This window comes from Leptolyngbya sp. FACHB-541 (genome assembly GCF_014695875.1).
In the GTDB taxonomy this organism is placed as follows: Bacteria; Cyanobacteriota; Cyanobacteriia; order Elainellales; family Elainellaceae; genus JAAUTN01.
In genome coordinates this window covers 93,608-118,361 of the sequence record NZ_JACJPC010000034.1, presented here as the reverse complement: position 1 = coordinate 118,361, position 24,754 = coordinate 93,608, and the positions used below count along the sequence as shown (strand labels likewise).

Annotated in this window: 27 protein-coding genes; 15 read left to right on the top strand and 12 right to left on the bottom strand. The window is 49.0% G+C overall.

Translation table 11 applies throughout. The features are described from left to right. The first annotated feature begins 4 nt into the window (after positions 1–4). Positions 5–1,705: an ATP-binding protein gene (locus H6G00_RS05725; RefSeq protein ID WP_190795986.1), complete on the top strand. Its 1,701-nt coding sequence runs from the start codon at positions 5–7 to the stop codon at positions 1,703–1,705. A gap of 86 nt (positions 1,706–1,791) precedes the next feature. Further along, a complete protein-coding gene (locus H6G00_RS05720; RefSeq protein WP_190795985.1) occupies positions 1,792–3,078 on the top strand; it encodes a tetratricopeptide repeat protein in 1,287 nt (428 codons plus the stop codon). A 396-nt stretch (positions 3,079–3,474) separates the two neighbouring features. Here the strand turns inward: H6G00_RS05720 and H6G00_RS05715 are convergent. After that, positions 3,475–4,601 (bottom strand): IS630 family transposase gene (locus H6G00_RS05715; RefSeq protein ID WP_190795984.1). Its coding sequence is split into 2 segments (ribosomal slippage): positions 3,475–4,181 and positions 4,181–4,601, totalling 1,128 coding nucleotides; the frame shifts between segments, so codons are not numbered across the junction. A gap of 112 nt (positions 4,602–4,713) precedes the next feature. Here H6G00_RS05715 and H6G00_RS05710 point away from each other — a divergent pair. The 3 genes from H6G00_RS05710 (at position 4,714) to H6G00_RS05700 (ending at position 7,341) form a co-directional block, all read left to right on the top strand. Beyond that, the gene (locus H6G00_RS05710; RefSeq protein ID WP_190795983.1) at positions 4,714–5,253 is read left to right on the top strand and encodes a hypothetical protein; all 540 of its coding nucleotides are present in this window, start codon (positions 4,714–4,716) and stop codon (positions 5,251–5,253) included. 25 nt (positions 5,254–5,278) lie between these two features. Beyond that, a complete protein-coding gene (locus H6G00_RS05705) occupies positions 5,279–5,776 on the top strand; it encodes a hypothetical protein (protein WP_190795982.1) in 498 nt (165 codons plus the stop codon). Positions 5,777–5,970: 194 nt separating this feature from the next. Then, positions 5,971–7,341, top strand: a complete 1,371-nt coding sequence (locus H6G00_RS05700) for an aminopeptidase P family protein (protein WP_190795981.1) — start codon at positions 5,971–5,973, stop codon at positions 7,339–7,341. A gap of 12 nt (positions 7,342–7,353) precedes the next feature. On the opposite strand, the gene H6G00_RS05695 is transcribed toward H6G00_RS05700, so the two are convergent. From H6G00_RS05695 to H6G00_RS05690, 3 genes are read right to left on the bottom strand one after another with little or no spacing between them, the layout of a single operon-like run. Then, positions 7,354–8,892 (bottom strand): NAD(P)/FAD-dependent oxidoreductase, encoded by a 1,539-nt coding sequence (locus tag H6G00_RS05695; RefSeq protein ID WP_190795980.1) that lies wholly within the window; start codon positions 8,890–8,892, stop codon positions 7,354–7,356. Further along, positions 8,880–9,014 carry a hypothetical protein gene (locus H6G00_RS36040; RefSeq protein ID WP_277881852.1) on the bottom strand — a complete coding sequence of 45 codons (135 nt, stop codon included), beginning with the start codon at positions 9,012–9,014 and terminating at the stop codon, positions 8,880–8,882. Before H6G00_RS36040 ends, H6G00_RS05695 begins: the two co-directional genes overlap by 13 nt. Positions 9,015–9,028: 14 nt before the next feature. Further along, positions 9,029–9,517, bottom strand: a complete 489-nt coding sequence (locus H6G00_RS05690; RefSeq protein ID WP_190795979.1) for a DUF4385 domain-containing protein — start codon at positions 9,515–9,517, stop codon at positions 9,029–9,031. Between the two features lie 784 nt (positions 9,518–10,301). Here H6G00_RS05690 and H6G00_RS05685 point away from each other — a divergent pair. Beyond that, the gene (locus tag H6G00_RS05685; RefSeq protein ID WP_190795978.1) at positions 10,302–10,814 is read left to right on the top strand and encodes a hypothetical protein; all 513 of its coding nucleotides are present in this window, start codon (positions 10,302–10,304) and stop codon (positions 10,812–10,814) included. Between the two features lie 252 nt (positions 10,815–11,066). Here the strand turns inward: H6G00_RS05685 and H6G00_RS05680 are convergent, their stop codons facing one another. Both H6G00_RS05680 and H6G00_RS05675 read right to left on the bottom strand, forming a co-directional pair. After that, positions 11,067–12,308: a DUF790 family protein gene (locus tag H6G00_RS05680; protein ID WP_190795977.1), complete on the bottom strand. Its 1,242-nt coding sequence runs from the start codon at positions 12,306–12,308 to the stop codon at positions 11,067–11,069. 27 nt (positions 12,309–12,335) lie between these two features. Next, a complete protein-coding gene (locus H6G00_RS05675) occupies positions 12,336–12,740 on the bottom strand; it encodes a calcium-binding protein (protein ID WP_190795976.1) in 405 nt (134 codons plus the stop codon). A 223-nt stretch (positions 12,741–12,963) separates the two neighbouring features. Between H6G00_RS05675 and H6G00_RS05670 the strand changes: the two genes are divergently transcribed. Together H6G00_RS05670 and rsgA are read left to right on the top strand one after the other, a co-directional pair. Beyond that, the gene (locus H6G00_RS05670; protein WP_190795975.1) at positions 12,964–13,566 is read left to right on the top strand and encodes a L,D-transpeptidase; all 603 of its coding nucleotides are present in this window, start codon (positions 12,964–12,966) and stop codon (positions 13,564–13,566) included. A 262-nt stretch (positions 13,567–13,828) separates the two neighbouring features. Next, positions 13,829–14,887: a ribosome small subunit-dependent GTPase A gene (rsgA, locus tag H6G00_RS05665; protein ID WP_190795974.1), complete on the top strand. Its 1,059-nt coding sequence runs from the start codon at positions 13,829–13,831 to the stop codon at positions 14,885–14,887. A gap of 61 nt (positions 14,888–14,948) precedes the next feature. On the opposite strand, the gene H6G00_RS05660 is transcribed toward rsgA, so the two are convergent. Both H6G00_RS05660 and H6G00_RS05655 read right to left on the bottom strand, forming a co-directional pair. After that, complete coding sequence (locus H6G00_RS05660; RefSeq protein WP_190795973.1) at positions 14,949–16,478, bottom strand: serine/threonine-protein kinase; 1,530 nt, start codon at positions 16,476–16,478, stop codon at positions 14,949–14,951. A gap of 449 nt (positions 16,479–16,927) precedes the next feature. Beyond that, positions 16,928–17,095, bottom strand: coding sequence for a hypothetical protein (locus H6G00_RS05655; RefSeq protein ID WP_190795972.1), 168 nt, complete (start codon positions 17,093–17,095; stop codon positions 16,928–16,930). A gap of 351 nt (positions 17,096–17,446) precedes the next feature. Between H6G00_RS05655 and H6G00_RS05650 the strand changes: the two genes are divergently transcribed. The 5 genes from H6G00_RS05650 to H6G00_RS05630 all read left to right on the top strand — a co-directional run bounded on the left by H6G00_RS05650 (position 17,447) and on the right by H6G00_RS05630 (position 20,000). Next, on the top strand, positions 17,447–17,713 hold the full coding sequence (locus H6G00_RS05650; RefSeq protein WP_190795971.1) for a Calvin cycle protein CP12: 267 nt from the start codon (positions 17,447–17,449) through the stop codon (positions 17,711–17,713). A 103-nt stretch (positions 17,714–17,816) separates the two neighbouring features. Beyond that, the gene (locus H6G00_RS05645; RefSeq protein ID WP_190795970.1) at positions 17,817–18,104 is read left to right on the top strand and encodes a hypothetical protein; all 288 of its coding nucleotides are present in this window, start codon (positions 17,817–17,819) and stop codon (positions 18,102–18,104) included. A 143-nt stretch (positions 18,105–18,247) separates the two neighbouring features. Then, entirely contained in the window at positions 18,248–18,748 is a 501-nt protein-coding gene (locus tag H6G00_RS05640; RefSeq protein WP_190643503.1) for a hypothetical protein, read from the top strand. Between the two features lie 102 nt (positions 18,749–18,850). Continuing rightward, the gene (locus H6G00_RS05635) at positions 18,851–19,450 is read left to right on the top strand and encodes a CAP family protein (RefSeq protein WP_242042145.1); all 600 of its coding nucleotides are present in this window, start codon (positions 18,851–18,853) and stop codon (positions 19,448–19,450) included. Between the two features lie 19 nt (positions 19,451–19,469). After that, a complete protein-coding gene (locus H6G00_RS05630; RefSeq protein ID WP_190795969.1) occupies positions 19,470–20,000 on the top strand; it encodes a GNAT family N-acetyltransferase in 531 nt (176 codons plus the stop codon). Here the strand turns inward: H6G00_RS05630 and H6G00_RS05625 are convergent. Beyond that, positions 19,993–20,418, bottom strand: a complete 426-nt coding sequence (locus tag H6G00_RS05625; RefSeq protein ID WP_190795968.1) for a helix-turn-helix domain-containing protein — start codon at positions 20,416–20,418, stop codon at positions 19,993–19,995. The two genes, H6G00_RS05630 and H6G00_RS05625, sit on opposite strands and share 8 nt — an antisense overlap. 109 nt (positions 20,419–20,527) lie before the next feature. Between H6G00_RS05625 and H6G00_RS05620 the strand changes: the two genes are divergently transcribed. Then, complete coding sequence (locus H6G00_RS05620) at positions 20,528–21,130, top strand: flavodoxin family protein (RefSeq protein WP_190795967.1); 603 nt, start codon at positions 20,528–20,530, stop codon at positions 21,128–21,130. Between the two features lie 138 nt (positions 21,131–21,268). After that, the gene (locus H6G00_RS05615) at positions 21,269–21,634 is read left to right on the top strand and encodes a VOC family protein (RefSeq protein WP_190795966.1); all 366 of its coding nucleotides are present in this window, start codon (positions 21,269–21,271) and stop codon (positions 21,632–21,634) included. A gap of 177 nt (positions 21,635–21,811) precedes the next feature. On the opposite strand, the gene H6G00_RS34625 is transcribed toward H6G00_RS05615, so the two are convergent. The 3 genes from H6G00_RS34625 to H6G00_RS05600 form a co-directional block, all read right to left on the bottom strand. Further along, the gene (locus H6G00_RS34625) at positions 21,812–22,102 is read right to left on the bottom strand and encodes a hypothetical protein (RefSeq protein WP_199318328.1); all 291 of its coding nucleotides are present in this window, start codon (positions 22,100–22,102) and stop codon (positions 21,812–21,814) included. A gap of 484 nt (positions 22,103–22,586) precedes the next feature. Beyond that, positions 22,587–23,282, bottom strand: a complete 696-nt coding sequence (locus H6G00_RS05605) for a response regulator transcription factor (RefSeq protein ID WP_190643497.1) — start codon at positions 23,280–23,282, stop codon at positions 22,587–22,589. Positions 23,283–23,487: 205 nt separating this feature from the next. Continuing rightward, positions 23,488–24,696: an FAD/NAD(P)-binding protein gene (locus H6G00_RS05600; RefSeq protein WP_190795965.1), complete on the bottom strand. Its 1,209-nt coding sequence runs from the start codon at positions 24,694–24,696 to the stop codon at positions 23,488–23,490. Between the last annotated feature and the right edge of the window lie 58 nt (positions 24,697–24,754).

Genomic DNA, 24,754 nt, shown 5'->3' with positions numbered 1-24,754 from the left:
TCTTATGCAAACGGATCGAAGTATGTCTGCTCTCAAACCATCTTTTTGTCAGATTGTTCCGCTGCCAACGTTTCAACGGTTACAAGAATTGTTGCAGCAGATGGTTCATGCGACTGAGGCGGAATCTCTAGTGTTGACGGACAGTTTAACTGTGTCAGATGAGCTTGAGCAAATCGGGGTAGGGCAATTTACGCTGATTGTCTCAAAGCCGTTTAGCGCTTTGCTATGGCGGGAAGCGTTTCAAACTGAAAAGAACAGTTTTCAGGATGAGCGGCGTATGTGCCGAGTTGATTTGACCTTTGAGCCAGAGGCGATCGCCACTTTCTTACACCAACTCAACGCTTTACCACACAAACCGACCTTTCCGCAAACCCTTAAACAACTTTGTGCAAAGCTACGACCAAACAATGCCCGGATTCAAAGTGAATTTACGCTGCGGCTAATTGCCGCCCTCTCGACTGCACCTGCGGCTAGCTCAGATTTTTCCTCTGAGGCAAAGCAGCAGTCTCAAACCTTAGAACATCAGGTCATCGAGCGTACTCAAGAGCTACATGATGCTGTGCTGGCGGCCCAGTCGGCGAGTCGGGCAAAAAGTGAGTTTTTGGCAGCAATGAGCCACGAACTGCGAACGCCGCTCACTTGCATCATTGGTATGTCTTCGACTCTCTTGCGCTGGTCATTAGGAGAGCTAAACCAGCGCCAGCGAGACTGTCTACAAATTATTCACGACAGCGGTGAACATTTGCTAGAGCTGATCAATGACATTCTCGATCTTTCGCAGCTAGAGGCTGGCAAGGCAATTCTTAACCTGAGTGAATTTTCGCTTTCCAGATTAGCGCAGCAAAGCCTGAAGGCATTTGCAGAAAAGGCAGAAGCGAAGCAGGTGAATTTAGAGATTGATCTGCATCTGGAGCCAGAGTGCGATCGCTTTACCGCAGACCCACATCGGGTTCGGCAAATTTTGTTTAACCTGCTTAGCAATGCGATCAAATTTACTCCATCAGGTGGCAGGGTCACGCTAAGAGTCTTTGCGAGTCGAGATTTTGCGACATTTCAAGTCAAAGATACTGGAATTGGCATTCCCGAACATCAGCGATCACTCCTATTCCAAAAATTTCAGCAGCTTGACCAATCCTATCGCCGTCAATACGAAGGCACAGGACTGGGACTGGCACTGGCAAAACAACTGGCAGAGCTACACAGCGGTTGGATTGACGTAGACTCGACCGTTGGCGTAGGTTCTGTCTTTACCGTGCGCCTGCCCGCCCTGAGAACTCAAGCAGTCGGAGCCGCCCCGCGAAAGTTAGATCCGCCAGTTCCACGCACTCAACCTGCCGGGCAGATCGTTCTAATTGAAGGACAAGAGGAAAGCGCTAATCTGATTTACCCGATGCTGACGGCAGCCGGATATCAGGTGGTATGGGTACTAGAAGGGTCAGCAGCGATCAGTCAACTCGAAGTTCTCCAGCCGATCGCCGTCATTGTCAATCTGCAACTGCCCGACATCGACGGTCACAGCCTCATCCGCCAGCTACGCCAGAATCCTGCTACCAAAAGGCTCAAGATTGTTGCTTTGATGAGCGATACTCTACCAGAAGACCAAAAACACTGCTTTTTAGCAGGTGCCGATGATTGTCTAGCTAGCCCGATTCAGCCAGAAGAGGTGTTGCAAAAGGTAATTGCGTTGACGGCAGTGGTGAGGTGATGGGGATGGAGGGTTAGGGTTGCCCTCCCTTTCCGGTTTTCACCTCACAACTCAAGAGAGTAGGACATAAGTCTCTTTAAATCTCCATGAAAGAAGCTGATTCTCTCTTTGAGCAAGCCTTACGCTTTCATGCGGAGGAAAGGTATGAGGAGGCGATCGCCTGCTATGACCGTATCTTGCAGAACAAGCCTAGCTCCCATCGCGCCTGGAACCATCGTGGTTTGGCACTTGCTGACCTGGAGTTTTACGGGGAAGCGCTAGTCAGCTACGATCAAGCGTTGCGCTACAAAGCGACGTACCCGGAAGCCTGGAGCAATCGGGGCGATTGTCTGGCAGCACTCAGGCGTTACCAGAAGGCGATCGCCAGTTTTGACAAAGCGCTAGAACTGGAGCCGACCTACTTTGAAGCCTGGAATGGTCGCGGTGTAGCCCTGTTGGGCATGGAGCAATATGAGGAAGCGATCGCCAGCTTTGACAAAGCTCTGGCCTTTGCGCCCGACGACTGCGAAGCCTGGAACAATCGTGGCATTGCGTTGATTAGCTGCGATCAATTTGAGGAAGCGTTGGTTAATTTTGACCAGGCATTGCGGCTCGAACCTGACTACTATCAGGCATATAGTAACAAGGCGAATGTGTTGCTGTTGCTCCGGCGGTTTGAGGAGGCAGTCTCCAGCTTTGATCAGGCGCTTCACTTAGAGCCAGATGACGTGGGCGCATGGTACAACCGGGGTATGGCTCTGGCAAATTTGAAACGCCATGCCGAAGCCTTTAACAGCTTCGATCGCGCCCTTCAACTAGGGTTCGCTACGCCCGAAGTCTGGCAAAACCGAGGTATGATGTTAGCCAATTTGGGGCATCACCAGGAAGCGGTTGCCAGCTATGACCAGGCCCTTGAGCAAACCGACCATCCAGACATCTGGAACAACCGTGGCATGGCTTTGTTTAAGTTAGAACGTCATGAAGAGGCGATCGCCAGCTTTGACAAGGCTCTAAACCTGAACCCGGAGCTTCACCTCACTTGGGATAATCGGGGACTGGCACTCACAGTCTTAGGTCGCCACGAGGAAGCGATCGCCAGTTTTGACGAAGCACTTCAGCGCAAACCCGACTACTATCAGGCGTGGAACAATCGCGGCATTGCCTTGTACAGCCTGGAACGCTACGACGATGCGCTTGCCAGCTACGATCGCGCGCTCTGGCTCAACCCAAACATTCCCCAAGCCTGGAATAATCGGGGAAATGCCCTGCGTCGCTTGGGACAGCGGGATGAGGCGATCGCCAGTTACGATCACGCCCTTGACCTCAACCCCAATTACGAACTAGCTAAACAAGGCCGAAAATCGACTTTAGAAGAATTAGCTGCCCGCAATTAGTCCTGTAGAATTCCATTACTCAACAGCCACAGAAGAAGCATGTCTTCTCCTAATCAAACCGACAGGCGCCCCTAACAAGGGAGACGAAAGAATAGCATCCCCTCGATAAATGACTTGACCTATCAAGTACTAACCTTAAGTTAATTGCATTCATTGAGCAATCGCAGCCGTGCTCGCAATCTGAGAGTGAAATCTCCAACGTTAGGATGTGACAAAAACTGGGATTACATGATAGTCAAAATTAGAATAAAACGTGTGGTTTATTCTCTCTTTGCTTAGTTGCAAAGCACTTACCACTGTTAATAAATACTGAGTATTGAGTATTTAGCGGTTATTCTCTTTTGTACTCGCTAGTAATACACACCGAGAACTAGTAGTTCACCAAAAGAACTTTGCCTAGTTCTCTTGCTCCAGCGTCGGATATAAATGCAGTAACTTAATCCGTGCATTCGTACTCAAAAATCTCCAATTGACTGTGGGTTTTTGAGCATTGCGTTGATCCTGCCAAACCTTGATTTGCTCAGCAAGTTGCTCTTGAGTAGGAATGCGCCGATTGAGACACTGCCGTGACAACACAGAAAACTCAATTTCAACTTGATTAAGCCAACTGGCATGTTTGGGAGTGTAATGAAACTCCAGCTTCTTGAGAATACGATTAGCCTCTTGTGGCTCAAACGTCTCATAAAGCGTTGCGGGATGATGAATGTTGAGATTGTCTACAACTAGGCGGATACAATCGGCATCAGGGCGGTAAACATCTACCAACGTCTTCATTTGATGGGCAAAATCAACTTTGGTGCGTCGCTGAGTGACTTCCATAAATCGTTCTCCAACCAACGGTTCAAAGAAGGCAAACAGATTAGCGACTCCATTGCGTTTGTACTCATAGTCATACCGTTTGGGTTGACCTGCTTGGGCAGCGATAGGAGTACGCACTTGTGCAATCAGAGGGCAAGGACGCTCATCAAAGCAAATGACTGGACGCTTGGGGTCATAAGCCTCTGCATACAAGTCCAATAAGTCCTCCATCCGCCACACATATTTCGCATCAACTTCAGGAATACACCATTGCTCTTTCAACCACGGTTTAACGTCGTTTTTTTCAGGGTCTGGCGCACAGTTTCATCCGAAATTGCCTCTACCACTTGCAGTTCAACCAAGCGGTTGGCTAACAACTGCATTGTCCACTCGGAGCGCCCATCTGGTGCATTTGAGCAAGCTGTCGCAATTAACAGTGCTTCCGCTTTGGCATCTAGTTTACGAGGCTTGGGCGGATGGGGGCGATCATTGAGGGCTTCCTCTAGCGTCGCTGAGTGAACAAATTTTTCACGGGTTCGCTCTACTGTTGAAAGATTCACACCTAAATTGTCAGCCACTTCCCGGTCGGTCTTGCTCTCATGAACCTGTAACAGGATACGCGCACGGGTGAGTTTGCGAGCCGAGTGTTTTCCAGTCCTCAACAGGGTTTCTAACGCTTGAACTTCAGCATCTGTCAAATCGACAATATAGCGCTTCTCACTCATGACCATCTCTCTAGGTTTGAGTCAGCTTACCAGCAATACCCCCACTAGGCAAAGTTCACTTGGTAGACTACTAGGTTCTGAGATGCAAGATAACCCGATATAAGGAGGAGGTATGGAAGGAAGAATGACGGACATAAGTAAAGATGCACTTGGGGCAATGGGATTCAAAGAGCACCCCTCTGATGAAATACTTGAAGCAATCTTTCACTTAATCAAGGTATATTCTATTCAAGGTTTTGAATTTAATGATTTAGAGGAGATCAAGCAAACCCAATCAATTCGATTTGGACAAATTTGTACCGCAATTATTGGCAACAGCGTCAATGCTATATCTAATACATTATTCAAAGAGGATATTGTAGAGAATGAAGAAGAGTGGCAAAAAGAGTCTAAAGCATCTCCACCTTTTCTTTTTCTTTGTTTTGGACCGACGGAACTTCATCAACTTAAAGGTGGGTTCAGGCAAAAAGAGAATGATGAAATACTGACTTATGATTGTTTTTCTAGTGCAAAAAAGCAACTGATTAGCTGGGAGAATGAATTCCTGTCATCAGTAATGACTTCTATATCTGTTAAGTTCTCATCTTCTAAAAAATTAGTCAATTTCATTCCGGTATCTCGCAGTTTTTTTTGGAAAAACTACCAAAGGTGAAATACTGCACGACATCAGAATTGAAATGTCTGCTACTCTCAGCTTATCTACAAGGATGAACTTGGAGCAAGTCAATTCGTTGTTGTTATCGTCTTCAAAGCTGTATTGCAATCTTGATACCAAAATTAGTAAACATTTCTATATGGGTCTGGAGGAGAAAGATAAATTTAAGCAATTTCTATACTTCTTCCTATGTATAGAAAGGTATACCCACCACGTATTCAAAAAAATTGAACACGACAAGTCTTGCAAGAATCTGGTGAATATTCCAGTTAGGTTGGAGGAGTCTGCACTAAACTTTCTAGTTGAGCAGCAGCAGGAATCAAAGAATCTTGCTCAACGTTTCCACTGGTGCTCAATCTTGGTATGGGAAGGTGTTGTAGACGAAGATATTAAAAGATTTAAGGAACTTAAGAGAATACGAGATAGGATATCGCATGGTGAAGATGTGCAAGAATCAGAATTACCAGTTTATATAGCCCGAGAACTGGCGTTAAAACTATTAAGCTATAGCCAGTTTTGAAATATTTGTTTGCAGAGTTGTATGGGTTGGCAATACAAATTCTTTACGAAGATTGCAGTTGTGAGGTTGTTTACGTTTGTGATTGTTTTCATTCACAAGAGATGTAATGGATTCGACAAATCCTGGAACTTGGGAACCATAAAGTCCCTTATATAATGGAGCTTAAAGTTCTCATAAATCTAAACGCTCCCGCTATGCAGATTCAGAGCGACAAACCCAAAGTTGGCGATCGCCCCTCCCTAGCTGACTCCCTTCGACAGCGGCGACAAAGATTGGCGGCGTTGGTTGGTTTTCCGGTGGTGTTGTGGTCAGGGCGCAGCAGTTCTCGCAACTTTCCGGCGAATGTGTTTCCGTTTCGGGCAAGCAGTCATTTCCTTTACTTTGCCGGACTGCCGCTAGAGAATGCTGCCATTCGTTTGGAAGGTGGCAGGTTAGAGCTATTCATGGATGACGGTACGCCCGAGAGTGCGCTCTGGCATGGGGAAACAGCAAGCCGTTCTGAAATTGCTGAACAAATTGGAGCAGATGCCGCCTATCCATTAGCGATGTTAAAGCCGCGAACTGAAGAGGCTGCTACGATCGCCGTTCAGGATGCTGCGACTCGGCTGCAACAGTCGCACTGGCTAGACCGAATGTTGTCTCCTGCCAATCAGTCACAGGGGATTGATCTGAAGTTGGTGAAGGCGATCGCCACTCTTCGTCTGACCCACGACGAAGCTGCTCTGGCAGAAATGCGCCAGTCCGCAGCCGTCACCGTTCAAGCCCATCAAGCAGGAATGGCTGCAATTGCCAACGCCGCAACCGAGGCTGAAGTGCGGGCTGCAATGGAAGGCGTGATTATGGCAAATGGCATGACCTGCGCCTATGCCAGCATCGTCACCGTACAAGGAGAAGTGCTGCACAACAATCACTATCACCATGCTCTGAAACCAGGCGATTTGTTGTTGGCAGATGTGGGGGCAGAGACAGCATCCGGTTGGGCAGCAGATGTGACGCGCACCTGGCCCGTTTCGGGTAAGTTTTCTCAAACCCAGCGCGATCTGTATGATGTAGTGCTGGCGGCTCATGATGCTTGCATTGAGCAGGTGCGCCCTGGTGTCGAATATCGCGAAATTCACCTGCTAGCTGCTAAGGTAATTGCGGCTGGGCTAGTCGATTTAGGTATTTTGCGCGGACAGGCTGAGGATTTAGTAGATATGGATGCCCACGCGTTGTTCTTTCCGCATGGAGTCGGGCATCTGCTTGGCTTGGATGTGCACGATATGGAAGATTTTGGCGACCTGGCAGGGTATGAAGCGGGGAGAGTAAGGAGCGATCGCTTCGGCTTGGGCTATTTACGGCTCGATCGCCCTCTACGACCAGGAATGGCAGTTACGATTGAACCTGGTTTTTATCAGGTTCCAGCAATTCTCAATGACCCAGAGCGGCGAGAAAAGTATCGGCAAGTGGTGAACTGGGAACGGCTAGCTGAGTTTGCTGATGTGCGAGGCATTCGGATTGAGGACGATGTGCTGGTGACAGAGACAGGTCACGAGGTGCTGACTGCTGCTTCCCAATTGCCATAAACGAGACAGCCACTAACTCTTCCCTACATCATTGATCAACTGACGGTGCTGAGAGACAGAAGCTAGGGTGTTTGCTGCAATCATGCCGCTAGCAGCAACCGCTGGCACCCCAATTCCTGGAAAGGTAGAATCGCCACAGCACAGTAGGTTCTTGAAGGGTGTCTTACAGCCAGGAAACAATCCCTGTCCTGCTGCGATCGCCGGCCCATAGCTGCCCCGATCTCGCCGCAGGAATCGTTTATGGGTCAACGGCGTTCCCACTAATGTCACTTCGCAGCGATCGCGAATATCAGGGATGATCCGCTCTAACGCCTTCCAGAGCACCTGAGACCGTTCTTGCTTCAACTGTTGATAGCGATCGCTGTTGCGATTGATTCCGTCCCATAATTCATAGGGTTCTGTAGCTGGAGTATAGGCATGGATACAATGCTTACCGGGTGGTGCAAGGTCAGGGTCTAGCACCGACGGAATGGACACGACAACCACATTTTGAGGCGCATCCACTCCACACTCCCAATCATTCACAATCAGATAGTGGCACTCCAAGTCAGACGGCAAACCCGTCGCATCAATGCCCAAATGCAGGTGCATGAAGCTGGGACAGGCAGGCAGATTTTGCCGTTTTTGGAGAGCGGGTGAGCGAGTTTCTTCCGGCAGCAGCTTGAGGGTATCCCAGCTAGACGCATTCGAGACAACGGCATGACGGGCAAGAATCTGCTCGCCCGTTTTCAACTGCACACCCACTGCCTGCTGACGTTCAATTAGAATCTGCTGAACGGTTGTGTTTAGGCGTAGCTCTCCCCCATAGCGTTGTAGTCCCCTGATGAGCGAATTGACTAACGCCCTTCCGCCTCCCTTGGGATAGTCCAACATGACATCAGGACGATACCAGTCTGCAAACATAAAAGCCATTTCAGCCGCCAGAGTGCCTTTAGCAGGTAAACCGGAGAGCAAGAAGCAAAGCAAATCTATCCAGTGACGAATGAATGGGTCTTGAACCACTCCCTCTAACAGTTTGGAAAAAGGGCCTGTTAATTGGAAGATACTCCCAACTTGTTTAAGCGCATTCGGCAGGAAGGGATAGAGGGTGTTGAGCATACCCCAGTCCGATCGCACCGCAATGGGAGGAATAGCAGTAGAAGCTGCCTTCAGGGGAGCCATCACCTGTTGCAACCGTTGCCACTCTGCGACTGCCTCTGCTCCCCGCCATTCTTGCAGAATCTGCTGAAAGGGTTCTGCCCCAACCACTGCCCGAAAGTATCCTTCGGGTAAGAAACAGCCCCAAGCGTTATAAGTTAGCCAGGGAATATCTTCTCCAATCGCATCTAAGACTTGGCGCAATGGATTGGCAGAGGGGCTATAGGAAAGTCCTGAGTAGAGAGAGGGCCCAGAATCAAAGTGGAACCCTTGCCATTCAAAAGTATGGGCAGCTCCACCTGGAAGATTGTGGCTTTCACAAACAACTACCCGGAAGCCGTATCGAGCGAGTAAAGCTGCACAACAAAGACCCCCGATACCACTGCCAACGACTACGACATCTACGGTTTCCATAACTGATTAATCCGGCTACAGAGTACCTCAACTTTTCGCCCTTTTACACCTAAACCAATAACCAGTAGTCCTCGGCCCGTTTGCTCCTGTGCAAAGATGCCTTTCAGATCTGAGAACTTCATGCATCCACTCTCTGTTAAGAACCTAGACTTTTGGCAGCAACAGTTTCAGGGCTTTCGTACTGATTGCGATGGCGATCGCTTAATCGCACATATTCCGGATCAGTCTTAGCCAGTTGCCACTTCTCATAGAAAATCCTGGCAGATTCAGCTTTGATCGGATCTTCTTCACGGGGTAGAACTACTTTGGAGCCTGCTGCATATTTACGCCCCGACTTGTGATTGGCATAGCGGCGAGAGCGGGTGTAGCCCATCTGCAAAAACTTTCGTGCCATATCCATCCCAACGAAATCGCTTTCCGCCTTGTAGTCGAGAAACAGGCTATAGATTTTGTCAGCAGACTGACGGGCAAGGTCTGGGGTTTTGAACTTCCAGTAGGGCAAAATCTCGCTCTTATAGGGTTCAACCAGCAAAACGCCCTGTTCACCCCGACCCATTCGGTACAGTTCTGGATGCTGGCGAAAGTCGATCGCCTTGAAATCGAGCGAGTAATCAAATTCCTTCATCTGCAAAGACTGAACTAAACCTAAGACTGCCAATTTTGATTCAGCTTCTTTATCTTGATCGAATCTATTGCCGATGGAATCGCTCTGCTGACATACTGCACGTCCGTTCCTGCGACAGCAAAGATGTGCATAGACAACTTAAAAGGTTGGGCGATCGCATCAAAGGTTTGTGTCGTGCAACTTCAATGTTGCTCTATGACAATAAAGGAAAACATAGACAACATTCAAGATTGAGCGATTGCACTAAAGGTCCGTCAAGATAATACGACGTTTGCAGCGATCGCATCAAAGGTTTGCGTCGGCAAACAAAAGGATTTACCGCTGACAACAAAGGATTACCTAATCACAACAAAGGAGCGTTAGTGAACAGGAAAGGTTGAACTTGATACAACAAAGGTGTGAAGAGACAACAGGATAGAATCAGTCGCAAAATTAAAGGATCAACCTGTGATTACTTTGAAACAGGAGAAACAACAGACTATCTGCTGCGATATTAACTGCTGAGTTAACCTGACGGGGAGAGAAGGCGATCGCAGAAGGCTTAGGCAAATCTACAAAGCTTTGTACAACAAATTGTTAGGCTACTTACTCCAATGGGAATTCTGGATTTAGAACTACTTCCTAGTGGAGAAACTCAGACATGGCTTCGCTGCAAGAAATACTAGCCGAGTTACGGCAGGTAGAAATCAATGTTTTAGAACTAGCAGCCGAAATCAATCTTTTCTTCACTAGGGCTAGCGAAGTTCAACAACAAATCCTGAACATCCAGCTAACTCAGAACAAGTTGAATCAAATCAAGAGGGAGCTACAAAAGAGGCAATCAGACAGGGGTTGGGAAATTGCATGGCAGTCCTTAGTGAACTCAACTGGAAAAACTTTTTCAGAGGATCTTGGAGCAGCACTTGCAGATTCACTTTTAGGATTAGATCCGGAAGAGCGAAGAAAACGCTTGCAACGTGAACAGAGGCTGTTGAGAACCCAAATTCAAACAAAACTTTGTCACACAATCCCAGCTTTAATTGAGCAACACGTTAAACGAGGCGATCAGCTTGTTGCATTGGGTTACGAATATCTCAAAAACCCGGGCAGAGTAAAGGCTCGTTTACGAGCAGAGAAACAGCAAAAATTGCAAGCAAAATTATTTATCTGGACTGTTGTGTTTGCTGCAATCGGTTTGCTTTTACTAGTTTCAATGGCTAACGGGTGGATGGATAGTTCTGGAATACTTGCGTTTTTGGTTGGCGCATTTGGTTTAGCGTTCTTTGCTTTCGAGAATGTTAGGCAGGATTTTGGGTGAACGAAGTGCGTTCGCTATCTCGTAGGGTGCGTCATGATGCACCTTTGATTATGTGTAGCTATAAACAGAATAATTGTCGAATATTCAAACAGTATGAATTAGTGCGTTTGCTGCGATCGCATCAAAGGTTTGTATCAGCACACAAAAGAGTTGTCTGGTGACAATAAAAGTTTGTCAGCAAACAGGAATGGTTTAGCCTCACATAACAAAGGTGTGATAGGGCAACACAACAGAATCAGTCGCCTCAACCTCTCAGTCAGGATTATTGCTCTCAGAATTGGCTTGCAATACCGCTAAAACTGCCTTGGGCGAGAGTTTGTCCTTAAACCAAATTACTTTGGCGGGAACATCGCTGACCTTAACACCTGCTTTCTCCAAGTTAAGCCGCTCCGAAATCGCCAGAATTAGATTATCGCGTTCGGATTGACGCACCTGAGAGAACTTCTTGCGCAGATATTCGGGTCGCCAGTAGCCAACAATCTCTAACAAAAAGTCACGTCCGTCAGGGTGAACCAGGCGAAAGTCGGGAATCATGACGCTGCCAGGAATTGGGATCAAATCTACTTCTCGTTCCAAAACCCACTCAGATTTAAGTGCATTCCAGCGATCGGCAAAAGATTCCTCTAACATGCTGTCGTAGGGTTTACCGGGTGGATAGTGAGTCACCAAACCACAGTCCGAGTTGAGGCTAAAGCGACGAGTTTTTTTAGCGTTGGTGTAGCTATCGCGGATTTGCAGTTCTGCGGTGAGGCTCCACTTCGTGACGTGCAGCAAAGCGGGAATCAGTTTGGCAATATCCAACCCATAGCGAGTGCTGGGTTTGAACAAGCTGGTTGGTCCATCAATGGTGATTGTGAAACCGTGATCGGCATCGCCCTCAATGTACGCCATCAAGCCAAATAGCTTGAGGTAGCGAAACAGCAGCTTATATTCACCCGGATCGTTGCGATGGGCAGTAATGGTGATGTGGCTGGCTTTGTAGAAAATGCCCTGAACTTGAGACAGGTTGTAGCGATGCAGCAGTGCTTCTGAGGTAGGAGCTTCAAACTGCGTCAGAATACGGTTTTCTGCCAGGTCAGCATAAAGTCCAGCGCGAATTTGGTCGGGCAGCACTTCGCGGTCTAGCTCTTGGGTCAGGTGGTCCGCCAGTTTGGTCAGAGTTGCTTGAGCGGTTTGGGGCAGGGGGGCAGCCTGGGCAGAGAGCGCAAAAACCCGCTGGCGCAAAAGCTGCGGTTCGAGTGGACTGACGATCTCAAAGGTGCTAAAGCTGCTTCTAAGGATGTGGGCTAAGCCGCGCTTAATTCGATAGTCGGTGTCTTCGCCTTCTAGTTCCTGAAGCTGACGGTTCAGCTCGCCCTGGGTTTTACCCTGCATCTGCTGAAAGAGGTTGATCAGGTCAGTGGCGATCGCCCCATACTTCTGCCCAATCCCCAATCGCTTCGGCGCGATTTCTTCTCCGTTTTGCCGACTGATTAAGAGATCGCTGGGCAACATGATGCTTTCTGGCTAACAGCCTTCATCCTAATACTCCTCATCGCTATAAAGATCGTCGAAACTGTAGCCTCGATTGACCCAATAGTGCCAGTCGGCGATCGCTTCCTGAGTTTGCTCGTTGGCTGCAAGTGGCTTAATATCATACAGCCTTGCTGTGAAAGTATCTTCGCTCTCCCCGTCCCGGTAAAGCACCTCAACATACATTTCGGCCGAGCATTCCTCCTCTGGAGCCATACCTACAACGCTGACTTTCTCACTATGGCTGGGCGATTGATGCCCTCCAGTTAGCCATTTTGCCTCAAACGGAAAACCAAGCGCATCTTCCAGGTAGCAATACCAGCCCATTGCTTGCTCTTCTGAGCTATACGCATCTACGACTATTTCCATCTCAATTCGATGCTCCCGCTCGTTGTCTCTCTCAACGGTAGACATAGGACACCGCCTAGCAGGTGAATTAAATGCTGATTATAGTAAGCCAAGACTCAATTCAATTCGCATCTTGAACAAAACTTTGTGACTGGACCTCTTGCCTGCATCAGTTCTTAAAAGTGTGAATTGTTGCGCGGCAAGTCACGCAACAATTCACACAAAAGATCTGCGAGGTTGCCGTTTGGGTGTGCTAAAAAAAATGCAGTGGTGAAAGGGTGAGATAAAGATGAGAATCGGCGCAGCAAAATTCCCATTTCTGCTAGGGTTAGGTGCGTCATTGGCTGTGTTGAGTCAAGGGGTGATCGCTTCCCCTCCTCCCTCTCCTCATTCCTCCTCCCTTATCCCTCATTCTTTCGCTAGCGATCGCTGGCAGGTTGACCTTCAAACGCCTGATCTGCCTACTCTAGGAGAACAGACAGAATATTTACCCGAAGAATTGGCTGTTGTCCACCTGGTACTGAAATTAGGACAGCGGCGCGTTTATGTGCATCGTGGGGAAGAAGTTTTGGCAAGCTACCCCGTGGCGATCGGAACGGCAGATACGCCTACCCCGACAGGCGAATTTGAAGTGTTTCAGATGATTGAAAACCCAGTTTGGCAAAACCCCTGGACAGGTGAAGTGCGATCGCCTGGAGCCAACAGCGCTCTGGGATTGAGATGGATTGCTTTCAACGAAATGCCCAACGGTATCATTGGCTTTCACGGTACGCCAACCATCTCTTCAATCGGTCGGGCTGCCTCTAACGGCTGCGTCAGAATGCACAACGCCGACGTAGTTGCCCTGTTTGAACAAGTAGAAATCGGCACAACCGTCATCGTTGAACCTTGAATAGTCAGTCAACAAGACAGCCAATCGATTTGACATTCGTACCTACAAGTGTGCTACAAATACTACAGGTCTTGGGCGAACCTGATTTGCATGAATGCAAAAGGAGGAACATATGGCTGAGTCGGTCGCAGATTTGATCCCTACAAAAATTCCGGCACAGTCCACAGAGGTTCCTGCCTGCTCATTCCTTTTTGTTGAATGATCGTCAGATTTCCTTTGTGAGACTTGCCCCCACACAAGATTTCACATTTAGGAAACTTCAATGAACCTATCAGAATTAGGCTGGAGTGACTTTTTCGCTCACAGCTTTGAGGCTTATCGCGTACAGGGCTACACGGTAGGCAGAGTTGCTTTGGAACATAAGCAGGCTTACACGCTTTACGCCGAACAAGGAGAACTCTCAGCCACCGTTTCCGGTAAGCTGAGGCACCAGGCTACCGCAGCAGAAGATTTTCCGGCTGTCGGAGATTGGGTTGTCGTTCGCATTCGAGATGAAGGGCAGGCAACCATTCACGCTATCCTGCCGCGGAAGAGTAAATTCTCCCGCAAAACGGTAGGGGGTAAAACCCAGGAACAGATTGTTGCTGCCAACATTGATACCGTGTTTTTGGTGGCAGGTTTAGACCACGACTTTAATCTGCGCCGGATTGAGCGCTATCTAGTGCTGGCATGGGAAAGCGGAGCTACCCCGGTGATTTTGCTCAACAAAGCAGACCTTTGTGATGCTGTTGAAGAGCGGGTCTTGGAAGTGGAAGAAGTGGCGATCGCCGTTCCCATTGTGGTGCTGAGTGCTGCCCAAAATCAGGGATTAGACGCTCTCCAGCCCTACCTCAAACCCGGTCAAACCTCAGCCTTACTGGGGTCATCAGGCGTGGGCAAATCCACCTTAACAAATCAGCTTGTCGGCACTGCCCAGCAGTCCGTTCAACCCGTGCGTCAGGGAGATAGCCGAGGTAGACACACGACGACCCATCGAGAGTTGCTTCTGTTGCCTTCCGGTGGCTGCATCATTGATACGCCAGGAATGCGCGAAATCCAGATCTGGTCAGAGGGAGCAGGCTTAGAGGAAACCTTTACCGACATTGAAGCGTTGGCAGAGGAGTGTCGATTTCGAGACTGTCAGCACCAACAAGAACCAGGCTGTGCGGTGCGGCAAGCCCTCGAAGCAGGTGCGCTCGACGAGCGGCGATTCGCTAGTTTCCAAAAACTTCAAAAAGAGTTGAACTATTTGATTCGCAAGCAAGACCAGAGAGCAACCCTGGCAGAAAAGGAGAAGTGGAAGCAAATTACTAAATCTTTGCGGAAAATGAATAACCGCTAAGAATGGTTTTGCTTATTGCCTAGTTCTCAAGTTTCAGCCTCCTGCCGTTCACGCAGGAAGATTACTGAACCGGGGCTTGAGAACCAGGAGCATCCTTCTGTTGTGCAGTTTCTTGAGGAACTGTGTTTTGAACCTGGCGGTTTTCCCCTGTGCTTTGCTGGGACTGCTCTGATCCGGCTTCTGCTTCGGGTCCGACTTCTGGTGGGGGAGCAGGCTCAGTTAGGGGGTCAGGGGCAGCAGGTGCTACTGGCTCTTCAGGAGCCGCCGGGGCTGGAGTCGGCTCAGTTGGTTCTGCTGTCTCTTGAGACTCTGCTTCTGGAGAAGTTTCCTCGGGAGCGGGTGAGGGCGGCAAGCTATCGGCATCTTCAGGCAAAGTGTCCAAAACTGGCTCATCCGGGGAAACTTCTTCCAGAGGCTCTTCTTCTGAAAGCTGTGGCGTATCTGGCTGCGCCTGAGCAGGTGCTTCAAAGGTGGGGGAAGGAGCCTGCTGGGTAGGCTCAGAGGGGGCGATCGCATCGGGTTCAGATTCAGAGCCTGAAGGCGACAACGCCTGCAAGACACCTACGACTACCGCAGCCGGAACGATTAACGCCATTGCGATTAAACCTGCTGCAAACCACCTGCCTCTTGAATGACTGTTCTCTTTACCAGGAAGGTTATGAACAGTACGTTGAGGAGTCGCATATTCTGTTGCAACCGAGCGACGACGCTGAGGAATCACCGCCTGAGTTGCCATGTGGCTGATGGTTGCGCTCGCTGCTGCAAGGGTTGAGTTGCCCGACGCAGCCGGAAATAGCGCTAACCAGCGATCGACATTGGCAGGACGGTGCTGTGGCTCAACAGCCATGCCGCGCATCACAGCTTGACTTACTGCTGCACTTAACTCCGGGCGAACGACACGCGGAGCGGGCAGATCTACCCGATCGCGCAAGGCGGCAGCAACAGGGATGCGGGCAGTTAGCAGGGTGTAAAGCGTAGCGGCAAGCCCATAGACATCAGTGGCGGGCGATCGCCGCTCCTGAGAAATGTATTGCTCAATCGGTGCATACCCTGCCGAGATCAGACTCGTGTGCGTCTGAGTAATCCCTGGCGTAAATTCGCGGGCAATGCCAAAGTCAATCAGCACTACCTGGTCAGTGCCCTGGCGCAAAATGATGTTTTGCGGCTTAATGTCTCGATGCAGCAAACCGCTCTGGTGAACAACTTTTAGCGCTTCGCCCACCTGCCGAATGTAGTGAATTGCGGTCTCCTCAGGCAGCGGCTTATCTGGCATTACCAGCGTATCCAGAGTTTGACCGGGAATGTAATCCATGACGATGTTGGGTAAGCCTTCTTCGATGAAGAAGTCTGTCACCCGAACGATATTGGGATGGGAACAGACCGCTAGCCGCCTTGCTTCATCCTGAAACTGACGATAAAAATAAGCAAAATTAGGATCTTGCCGCAGAGATTCATTAATTGTTTTAATCACTACGACTTGAGCCAATGCATGGTTCGTGGCTCTGTAGGTAATGCCAAAACCACCCCGCCCTAGCTCCTGGTCGAGCGTGTATTTGCCATTCTGTAGCGTTTTCTGAATCGGGATAGTCATAAGCGATCGCAGTTTAGATGCAGTTCCTTCACAGGTGTCAAGGGAGGAGCTTAAGTGCAGGTTGGGCAATCATGTAGTCTGAACGGGCTGAACAGGACGTGAAGAGTACAGTCTAACGGCAAACCAGTCGACTGAAAACTGGGGCATTTTGCTCCAGCATATCAGGAAGGCTCAAGGATCGATTGTACTGACAGATAACATCCTGTCTATAGCTTCTTGAATCAGTTGTAGGAGCAGGTTGTGACAGGCGCATCCCTCTCATAACCTTTTTAGGATTGCTATGTCTGTCTATTTATCTATCTACCGGGTTTTAGGAGATGTATAGGTCAAGACATTCCTCACAACAGAGCTTGAGATGAGTCAGACCCATTAGAGGCGATTCATTTTGAGCCAATCGACTCGGTACTCGCTTTTAACCATCTCGACCGCTACTGCGATCTCGACCGCTTTTACAGTGAGCAAGGAATTTTTTCCAGGGCGATCGCCCCTTGCTTGGGAACGGCGCTAGCTAAAGTGCATCGCAGCACATTGAGCGCCAGGACTACAAGCAATTTCTTAGCCACAAGCTCAACTTGGGCGACGATGAAAGGCTTGGACAGGTTCCCGATCTGAGTCAAAATTTGTGGCAAGTTTCTCCTGAGATATTTAGCACAACCGCTGCGGATGGGCTGCAATTTTACGAACTCTATTAGCGCTATAAAAGTTTAGGGGAAGGCGATCGCTGAGACATCACAGAAACTTTATCCGTTAGTGTTCAAATAGTGTGTAAAACTCAGTTCGCACAAGTTTATTGATAAAGGGGATGAGACTAACAGTGAGGCGATCGCCCTTCACTCCAAAAGTCTACGGTTCTCCTCACTGTCGATCCAGGTAAGTCTATTTAAAGTGGAACTATCAGCTCCAGTAGAAGTCTGATCTTTGGAGCGAGTCCTAAAGTCGTCTCAGCATTCAATGCTGAAAGTGCCACTATGTCCAAAACCCTGGAAATGCTTCAACTGCCAGCTTCTCAAGCAGGCGTAGCGCAGAGGCTAGAGGGTGCAATTCAAGCTGCGATCGCCGAAGCTCGTGCAACTTGTGATCTCAAAGGTGCTACCTCAGGTGATTGTGCTGTTGCTTGGGATATTGTCGAAGAGTTGCAGGCTGAATGTTCTCACCGAAAAGCAAAGAAAAATTCCCTGGAACGCTACTGTGATGAGAATCCTGATGCGGTTGAATGTCGAGTTTACGACATTTAAGCTAAACATCAACAGTTTTGAATAGGTAAGCCTGAGCCTACCTTACATCTCAAAGGGCTATTGTTTTGGCAGTAAAATGTTGTCAAAACAGTAGCCTTTTTACGTGAAATACATTGCCCTGGTGCTAGTACTGGTTTTAGCTTTTGCAGTTGCTTTGCCTGCCCAGGCTGCTTTCTGCCGCACGGTGAATGGACATGATATTTGCATTCTGAGCATTAAACGCAGTGCCAAAAATTATTGGGAATACAGAGCGTCTGTGAGCATGGATGGGATTGCAAGACCGATTGAAGTTTATAACTGTCGCGATCGCCAACGAATTCAAAAAGATGGAACGGTGACACCTTTTGTCGAGAACGGTCTAGGCGAGCTAATTTGCTCTGTACTGAAGTGAACCGTACTGAAGTGAACTGTTGAAGATTCTGTAGGAAACGGATTTAGGCTGGCGAGGCATAGCAGATTTACCGGACGAGTAGAGCCGATCGCTGAAGACTATTGTGAATTTTGATCTCGCTTTAATGGCGATCGCTACCTACCATGCTGAAAATTGTTACCTCTATTGCTTTGTTGACCATCCCGCTGTTGAGCGTTGCTGCAAACGCTGAAGATACTGCCATTCCTGAACTAGACTCAGCGCTGCAAACAAGTATTTGTCAAAACAGCTGGAGTTCATCTATTCGAGCAGTTAGCTTGCTGATTGGCAACTCAGAAACATCACCCGATTATCGGGAAGACCTGGTTGCATTCCGTTACCAGCTTCAAGATTGGCGGGCAACTGGGGCGATCGCCGCTGAAGTCATTCCCGCCTGTGAAGGCGTTGCAGTCCTGGAAGAAGACGGCATCTCCATTCCTGTCAGCGTTTCATCGCCACCGCTTAACTTTGAGGCAGCCATTCAGTCTGTTGAAGAGATGAACTCTCCCTACAGTAGCTTCGTTCCCTATACAGCACCGGAACCCACCACTTTCAGCCGTGAGTGTTGGGTCGTTGATCAGTCCGGACAGCGATTTGATCTCGCCATGATGTGTAATGGTCAGTAGTTTAACGTCGGAACTGATCTAACGGAACTGATCTAACGCAGCCAAGTCAATAAAGCCAGGATGACAAATCACCTATCTACGATATCCATAGGATTTCACACGATGGCACTCCTGGCTAAAGTTGTTTGCATAACTGGAACTGTGTTTGGCTTGATGACTGTTGGAGCCTTGTCTACCTCAAGCATGGTGCTGGACAGGGGCGAAGTGATGAGCAATAGTGTCTCATCCCACCCCCCAACTTCCCAAGCTGAAATCTTGGTGGCACAGCGCTCCCTTGCGGAGGAGATTTTAGAGGCTCATAACAAATATCGTGCAGAGGTAAACGTCGCACCGCTAACCTGGTCAGACACGCTAGCTAGCAATGCTCAGGAGTGGGCAAATTATCTTGCTTCACTGGGTGGAAATACGCTGCAGCACAGCCCAAACTCAGGCGAGGGGGAAAACCTTTGGCTTGGTACTTCTGGAGCATTCACCTATACCCAGATGGTTGATATGTGGGGCGAAGAAAAGCAATATTTTGTTGATGGCGCTTTCCCAGACGTGAGTTCTACAGGAAACTGGTTTGATGTCGGTCACTACACGCAAATGGTGTGGGGAGATACTGCAGAAGTCGGATGTGCGATCGCCAACGCAGGCGGAAATGATATTCTAGTGTGTCGCTACAATCCACCAGGCAACTATTTAGGACAGCCTGTTTTTTAGCGTTGGGTAATTCCTAAATATGGAAGTTCGGGTTAGAGAAGGGAATGAGGCTGATGTAGAAGCGCTTGTACTCGTTGCAGCACGCACTTTTGCATTAGCCTGTCCTGCAAACACACCCCAAGAAGACATAGAGAACTATATTGCAACAGAATTTACCTCTGAGAAATTCAAGCAATATATCAATGACCCAAACTTTACTATCTATGTAGCAGAGGTTGCTGGAGAAGCAATAGGGTACTGTCTGCTATGCCGCTCCGACCCACCTTTAGAAGAGCTGCCTTCAGGGGAATGTGGGAACACCATTGAACTAAAACGTTTGTACATTCTGCCGAAATTTCATGGGCTTGGAGCCGCTCAAGGATTAATGCAGGCTGCGCTCAACTTTGCTCTGACAACTGCCTGTACGCAAGTCTGGTTGAGCGTTTCCAACCAAAACATAAGAGCTATTTCCTTTTACAAAAAATCGGGCTTTATCAAAGTCGGTGAACAGAAATTTTACGTCGGCAATGATATTCACAATGATGACATCATGCTCAACTGTCTCATCTAAAGACCGTTGGGGCAGGAGAACCTGTTGAATCAGGGGAAACGGTTGGAGCAGAGGCAAGACCAACACACCCTTCAGACGGTGAGTTTTCATCTAGCAAGGAAGTATACCAGCGCAGCGCCAAATCATTGAGTTGGTCAAGGATAACAACGAGTTCTTGTCCTCGCTCGGTTAACCCATAAGTCACCTGGGGCGGCACGGTTGGCTCATAGTGGCGATAGAGAATTTCCTCTTGCTCCAGCATTCGCAACCGCTCAGTCAAGACTTTTGTGGAAATTCCTTCAATTCGGCGTTTTAACGCACCAAATCGGGTCGGACCATCGGTAGAAAGCACCCACAGCAGATACATCGTCCAGGGGCCAGATAGAACCTCCATCAACATGCTGACTGGACATGGGCTGGGATAGCGAGAACGTGACATAGCTGGTTACCTGAAAGTGCCTATTAGTTACTTTAAAGTGTCTACTTTACTTTGGTAAGTAGTTACTTTTAGCATCTATTCAGTTAATAGAACATTTGCTGAGGTTCCTATGTCAACAGTTGCTATCGTGTATTTTTCCGGTTCCGGCCATACTCATTTGATGGCTGAGGCGATCGCAGCAGGAGCCAGATCCAAGAACGTTGGGGTTGAATTGCTGCAAATCACGAGTGAGCAAATTGAGCAGGGACGCTGGCAAGATGCAGAAATCTTGGAGAAGCTGCATCAGGCAGACGCAATTGTGTTTGGTTCTCCAACTTATATGGGTGGGGTTGCTGCCCAATTCAAGGCATTTTTAGACGCAGGCGGTTCAGTTTGGTTTGCCCAGCAGTGGAAAGACAAGATTGCGGGAGGCTTTACTCACTCCAGTTCTCTGAGCGGAGACAAGCAGGGAACGCTGCTCTACCTGTCGATTAACGCCGCTCAACACGGCATGATTTGGGTGAGTGTAGGTGATTTGCCTAGTCCATACCTTGGCAAAACCGACGGGGTCAATCGGCTGGGTTCATTTCTAGGTGTGATGGGGCAAAGCCCATTAAATAGCGGCGGAGAAGAGGCAGCTTTGGACAAGGGCGATCGCCTCACTGCTGAAAAATACGGACAGCGGATTGCTGAAGCCGCTCTGCGCTGGAGCTATCCACTTGTAGCCGCCTGATGGCACTCAGAATTGCGAGATAGCTGTCGCTACACAAGTCAAGACAAAAAGGGAGGTACGACGAAGCCCTACCTCCCTTTTTGTCCTAACTAAGTGACTAGCGCTATATCTAAGATAGGAAACTTATTTTTCGGTGCCATGAAGCTCAAGCGACTCGGACACGTAGCCATTTGTGTCAAAGATCTCGACCAGGCGGCTCAGTTCTATCAGAACTTAGGGATGGATCTAGTGTGGAAAGATCCTGACTGGGCTTATCTCAAAGCCGGTGATGATGGTCTGGCTTTGCTTAGTCCCAGCTATGGTCAGGCTGGTCCTCACTTTGGATTTATTTTTAGCGATCGCTCTGAAGTCAACGTTGCCTACGAGCGACTCAAAACAGAAGGGGTTCACCTCACTCCCATTCACGAACATCGGGATGGTACTGCCTCTTTTTATGGCAAGGACCCAGACGGCAATTGGTTTGAATACCTTTACGAACCTGCCCCTGTTGCCAGTGCAATCTGAATGATGCAATCATTCGCAGTGTTGCAGAAACAAGAGACTGACGCTAATTAAGAATTCAAACCGGATTGGGTAGGGGCGATTAGCAAATCGCCCCCACAGGCTGGTCAAACAATATCCGAATTAGTTTGCTTAACTGCCTTGAGTCTCACGCTTAGCACACGCGGCTACTGCTGAGAGTCAGGTTAATCCTGGTTCGGTCAGAGCTTGTCCCGCCATAGCGTTCTGTACGGGCAAACCTAATCCGAGAGCCGAAGTGCCAGCCAGATCGGTTTGGCGTGTGGTTGGGTCAAAAATGATGCTGTATGAACACTCAGGGGAAAGGCGCTGCATTCGCTTGAGATGATCTTCAGCATTGTTGCGACGACGAAACCGGGCAACTACAAGCTGTTCAGTAGGTGCAGCCGATTGTGTAGCCTCGGCTGCATGGCGAATAATGCACCAGGGGTGAAGCTGTTCTCTATAAGTCATAAGCCCCTCCCAATGACAAATGCATGGAAGGGGCTTACAAAAATCTGATCTGCGATCGCATCGAAGCGACAGCAGCGGCTCGACAAGATCGGCGGTGGTGCTGATATCATAGTGACTTACCTCCAACTCCGGTTGGTGTGTGTGCGATCGCCCTTCGGTTTTCCAGGCAGGAGGGCGATTGATAGTCTTTACAAGTCCATTAAAGGCTCACGAACTGCCATTTGTCGATAAATGGTTAAGGTTCTGCAATTTTGCATTTCAGCAGATCGCTGAGCAAAAAAGGCTGTTGAGCCAAGGCTTGGTTGATATCATTTGTCGCGGTTTTTGCCGCTTCTTCCGGACTGCCAACACGTTATGTAATAGATTCCCAATATCGAATCCTGTTGGCTGCAGCACCGTACGGGTAGGTTTAGCAAGAAAAACCCCGATGAGACCAAGGTTCAATGCCAAAACCTACCTCTAATCCCTAACTCCCAATTCCCATTCACTTTGTCAAACCATGCTCCAATGCATAGCGCACCAGCTCTGTGCGGCTATTGGTGCCCGTTTTGCTAAACAAGCGGCTGACGTATTTCTCTACATTACGAACGCTGGTTTCCAAGCGACGGGCAATTTCCTTGTTCATCAGACCCTCTGCCACCAGTTCCAGAACGCTTTGCTCACGCGGGGTGAAATCAAGCCGGACAGGAGCAGGAGTTTGGGCGATCGCCCCTCTCTGAGTCAGCAACGCCCGAATTTCGGCAATTTGTCGCGCCATATCTGCAATATCGGGGGCATCGCCATCCCCCGCCGCTGCCCGGTTTGAGACAGCTCGTCGCTCTAACAGATTGCTTACGATCGCCACTAACTCATCCGGGTCAAAAGGTTTGGACAGATAGGCATCACAGCCCGCCTGGTAGCCTTGAATTCGGTCAGTCGTCATGCCTCTCGCTGTCAGAAATACGACAGGAATCGCTTGAAACCGTTCGTCTTCCCGCATTTGCTTGAGAAATTGATAGCCATCTACCTGCGGCATCATGATGTCGGAAATTACCAGGTCAGGCGACGTTTGCTGAAGCAACTCCCAACCGTCACGGGCATTGCTGGCGACGTTTACTGTAAACCCGCTGTCTTCCAGGTAGGCCTGCACTGCTTCCCGCAATCCTGGTTCATCATCCACCAGCAACAACCGTCCTTCCATGCTTTTCCCTCACCTTCGGCTTTGCACATCTAAAGTAGCCCTTCATAAAAACCTGGGACAGCGCTTCTGAAAGGTACTTCCTCAGTTTTTATAGGGATTCATCTACTTATATTTCATTTATTTCATTATCGGATTGCAAGAGGAGGATTGGATCGCTCATTGGTACTCATTCAAACGAAAAACGTAGTTTTATTTCTTAATTTGATTAGCATTTGACCAGGCTGGATCGGGTTAGTGCTGCAACAATGCGATCGCTGGCTAACCTTGCGCCTGCCAAGTTACGGGCAGTAGGGCCAATTTGCAGCGCTGCTAGACCACCCATTAGAAACAGGTTGCAACCCTGCCAGCGCAGATGGTCATCCAGGATGGGCAAGCCGTTCACAATACCAGTCGGAAATTCTTCTAGAACGTTTGCCAGGAGTGGATTTTGGGTCACGTCTAGCTTTGTCCCGGTGGCAAGCCAGATGCGATCGCACTCTAAAACTGCACCATCTTGACAGCGGACTTGCCAGCGATCGCCCAGCCATTCTGCCTTGACTACCTGACAGCGTTGGTGCAGCGTCAGTTTTCCTGTTTGCTGCAACTGGCGCAGATGAGCCATCATGTCAGGAGTCATAGAGCCGCCATTACGGGCTTGCTGAATCATTTCCCACCGAACTTCCCAGTCGCGTTCGGCAACAAATTCCTGGCAATCGCTGGAATTGAGCCAATTAGGATCAGCGTCAAACCATTTCTCTAGAAGGCGACGACGAGAGAGCAACTGCACCTCGGCACCCCGCGCGATCGCTCCTACTGCCAAGTGTCCACTCGTTAATCCGCCTCCCACGATCAAAATTCGCTCACGCCGCAAGCGCAACTGGCGCAAATCAACCTCGTGGGAATGGCAAAGTCTGTGTTTTGGGTAGGGGGTTGAAACTTTATTCACCCAGGCTGGAAAATTGAGCATTCCGCCACCCATTGCCAGCACGACCCGCTGAGCCACTAACGATTTGCCGCCAGCCAAAGCAATGCTGAGGCAAGGACGATCTTGCATGATCGGCGTGATTCGCTGGACTAGAGCGCGATGCACCTGCTGCTGTAGCTGCCAACGGTAAACGAGAGTCTGGCAAAAATCTTGAAACAGTTTTGCGCCTGGTAGGTCGTGTGGTGAAAACAACTCGTTAAGTCGATGTTTTGCAAACTGACGCAGCGCGTAAGGGTTGGGGTCGGGCTGGTGAATGGCAGGCGATCGCAAATGCGAAATTTCCAGCATTGAAAACAAACGCTGCCACTGATGCATCCAAAACCCGTTTGGATCAAGCACAACGATCTTTTCCTGCATTTGCGATCGCTTTTGCAGCAAATGCGTTGCCAGGGTGAGAGCGTGAGGTCCAGCCCCGATGATGGCTATATCAGTCTGAGTGGGTAGATGCATTACAAAGACCTCCAAAAACGGAAGCGAGAAATATCATGATAATGATTGTCTTTATTAT

Coding starts and splice junctions, on each gene's coding strand:
- H6G00_RS05725 (WP_190795986.1), top strand. CDS start 5: ATGCAAACGGATCGAAGTATGTCTGCTCTCAAACCATCTTTTTGTCAG.
- H6G00_RS05720 (WP_190795985.1), top strand. CDS start 1,792: ATGAAAGAAGCTGATTCTCTCTTTGAGCAAGCCTTACGCTTTCATGCG.
- H6G00_RS05710 (WP_190795983.1), top strand. CDS start 4,714: ATGGAAGGAAGAATGACGGACATAAGTAAAGATGCACTTGGGGCAATG.
- H6G00_RS05705 (WP_190795982.1), top strand. CDS start 5,279: ATGTCTGCTACTCTCAGCTTATCTACAAGGATGAACTTGGAGCAAGTC.
- H6G00_RS05700 (WP_190795981.1), top strand. CDS start 5,971: ATGCAGATTCAGAGCGACAAACCCAAAGTTGGCGATCGCCCCTCCCTA.
- H6G00_RS05695 (WP_190795980.1), bottom strand. CDS start 8,892: ATGGAAACCGTAGATGTCGTAGTCGTTGGCAGTGGTATCGGGGGTCTT.
- H6G00_RS36040 (WP_277881852.1), bottom strand. CDS start 9,014: ATGAAGTTCTCAGATCTGAAAGGCATCTTTGCACAGGAGCAAACGGGC.
- H6G00_RS05690 (WP_190795979.1), bottom strand. CDS start 9,517: ATGAAGGAATTTGATTACTCGCTCGATTTCAAGGCGATCGACTTTCGC.
- H6G00_RS05680 (WP_190795977.1), bottom strand. CDS start 12,308: ATGTTGCCCAGCGATCTCTTAATCAGTCGGCAAAACGGAGAAGAAATC.
- H6G00_RS05675 (WP_190795976.1), bottom strand. CDS start 12,740: ATGTCTACCGTTGAGAGAGACAACGAGCGGGAGCATCGAATTGAGATG.
- H6G00_RS05670 (WP_190795975.1), top strand. CDS start 12,964: ATGAGAATCGGCGCAGCAAAATTCCCATTTCTGCTAGGGTTAGGTGCG.
- rsgA (WP_190795974.1), top strand. CDS start 13,829: ATGAACCTATCAGAATTAGGCTGGAGTGACTTTTTCGCTCACAGCTTT.
- H6G00_RS05660 (WP_190795973.1), bottom strand. CDS start 16,478: ATGACTATCCCGATTCAGAAAACGCTACAGAATGGCAAATACACGCTC.
- H6G00_RS05650 (WP_190795971.1), top strand. CDS start 17,447: ATGTCCAAAACCCTGGAAATGCTTCAACTGCCAGCTTCTCAAGCAGGC.
- H6G00_RS05640 (WP_190643503.1), top strand. CDS start 18,248: ATGCTGAAAATTGTTACCTCTATTGCTTTGTTGACCATCCCGCTGTTG.
- H6G00_RS05635 (WP_242042145.1), top strand. CDS start 18,851: ATGGCACTCCTGGCTAAAGTTGTTTGCATAACTGGAACTGTGTTTGGC.
- H6G00_RS05630 (WP_190795969.1), top strand. CDS start 19,470: ATGGAAGTTCGGGTTAGAGAAGGGAATGAGGCTGATGTAGAAGCGCTT.
- H6G00_RS05625 (WP_190795968.1), bottom strand. CDS start 20,418: ATGTCACGTTCTCGCTATCCCAGCCCATGTCCAGTCAGCATGTTGATG.
- H6G00_RS05620 (WP_190795967.1), top strand. CDS start 20,528: ATGTCAACAGTTGCTATCGTGTATTTTTCCGGTTCCGGCCATACTCAT.
- H6G00_RS05615 (WP_190795966.1), top strand. CDS start 21,269: ATGAAGCTCAAGCGACTCGGACACGTAGCCATTTGTGTCAAAGATCTC.
- H6G00_RS34625 (WP_199318328.1), bottom strand. CDS start 22,102: ATGACTTATAGAGAACAGCTTCACCCCTGGTGCATTATTCGCCATGCA.
- H6G00_RS05605 (WP_190643497.1), bottom strand. CDS start 23,282: ATGGAAGGACGGTTGTTGCTGGTGGATGATGAACCAGGATTGCGGGAA.
- H6G00_RS05600 (WP_190795965.1), bottom strand. CDS start 24,696: ATGCATCTACCCACTCAGACTGATATAGCCATCATCGGGGCTGGACCT.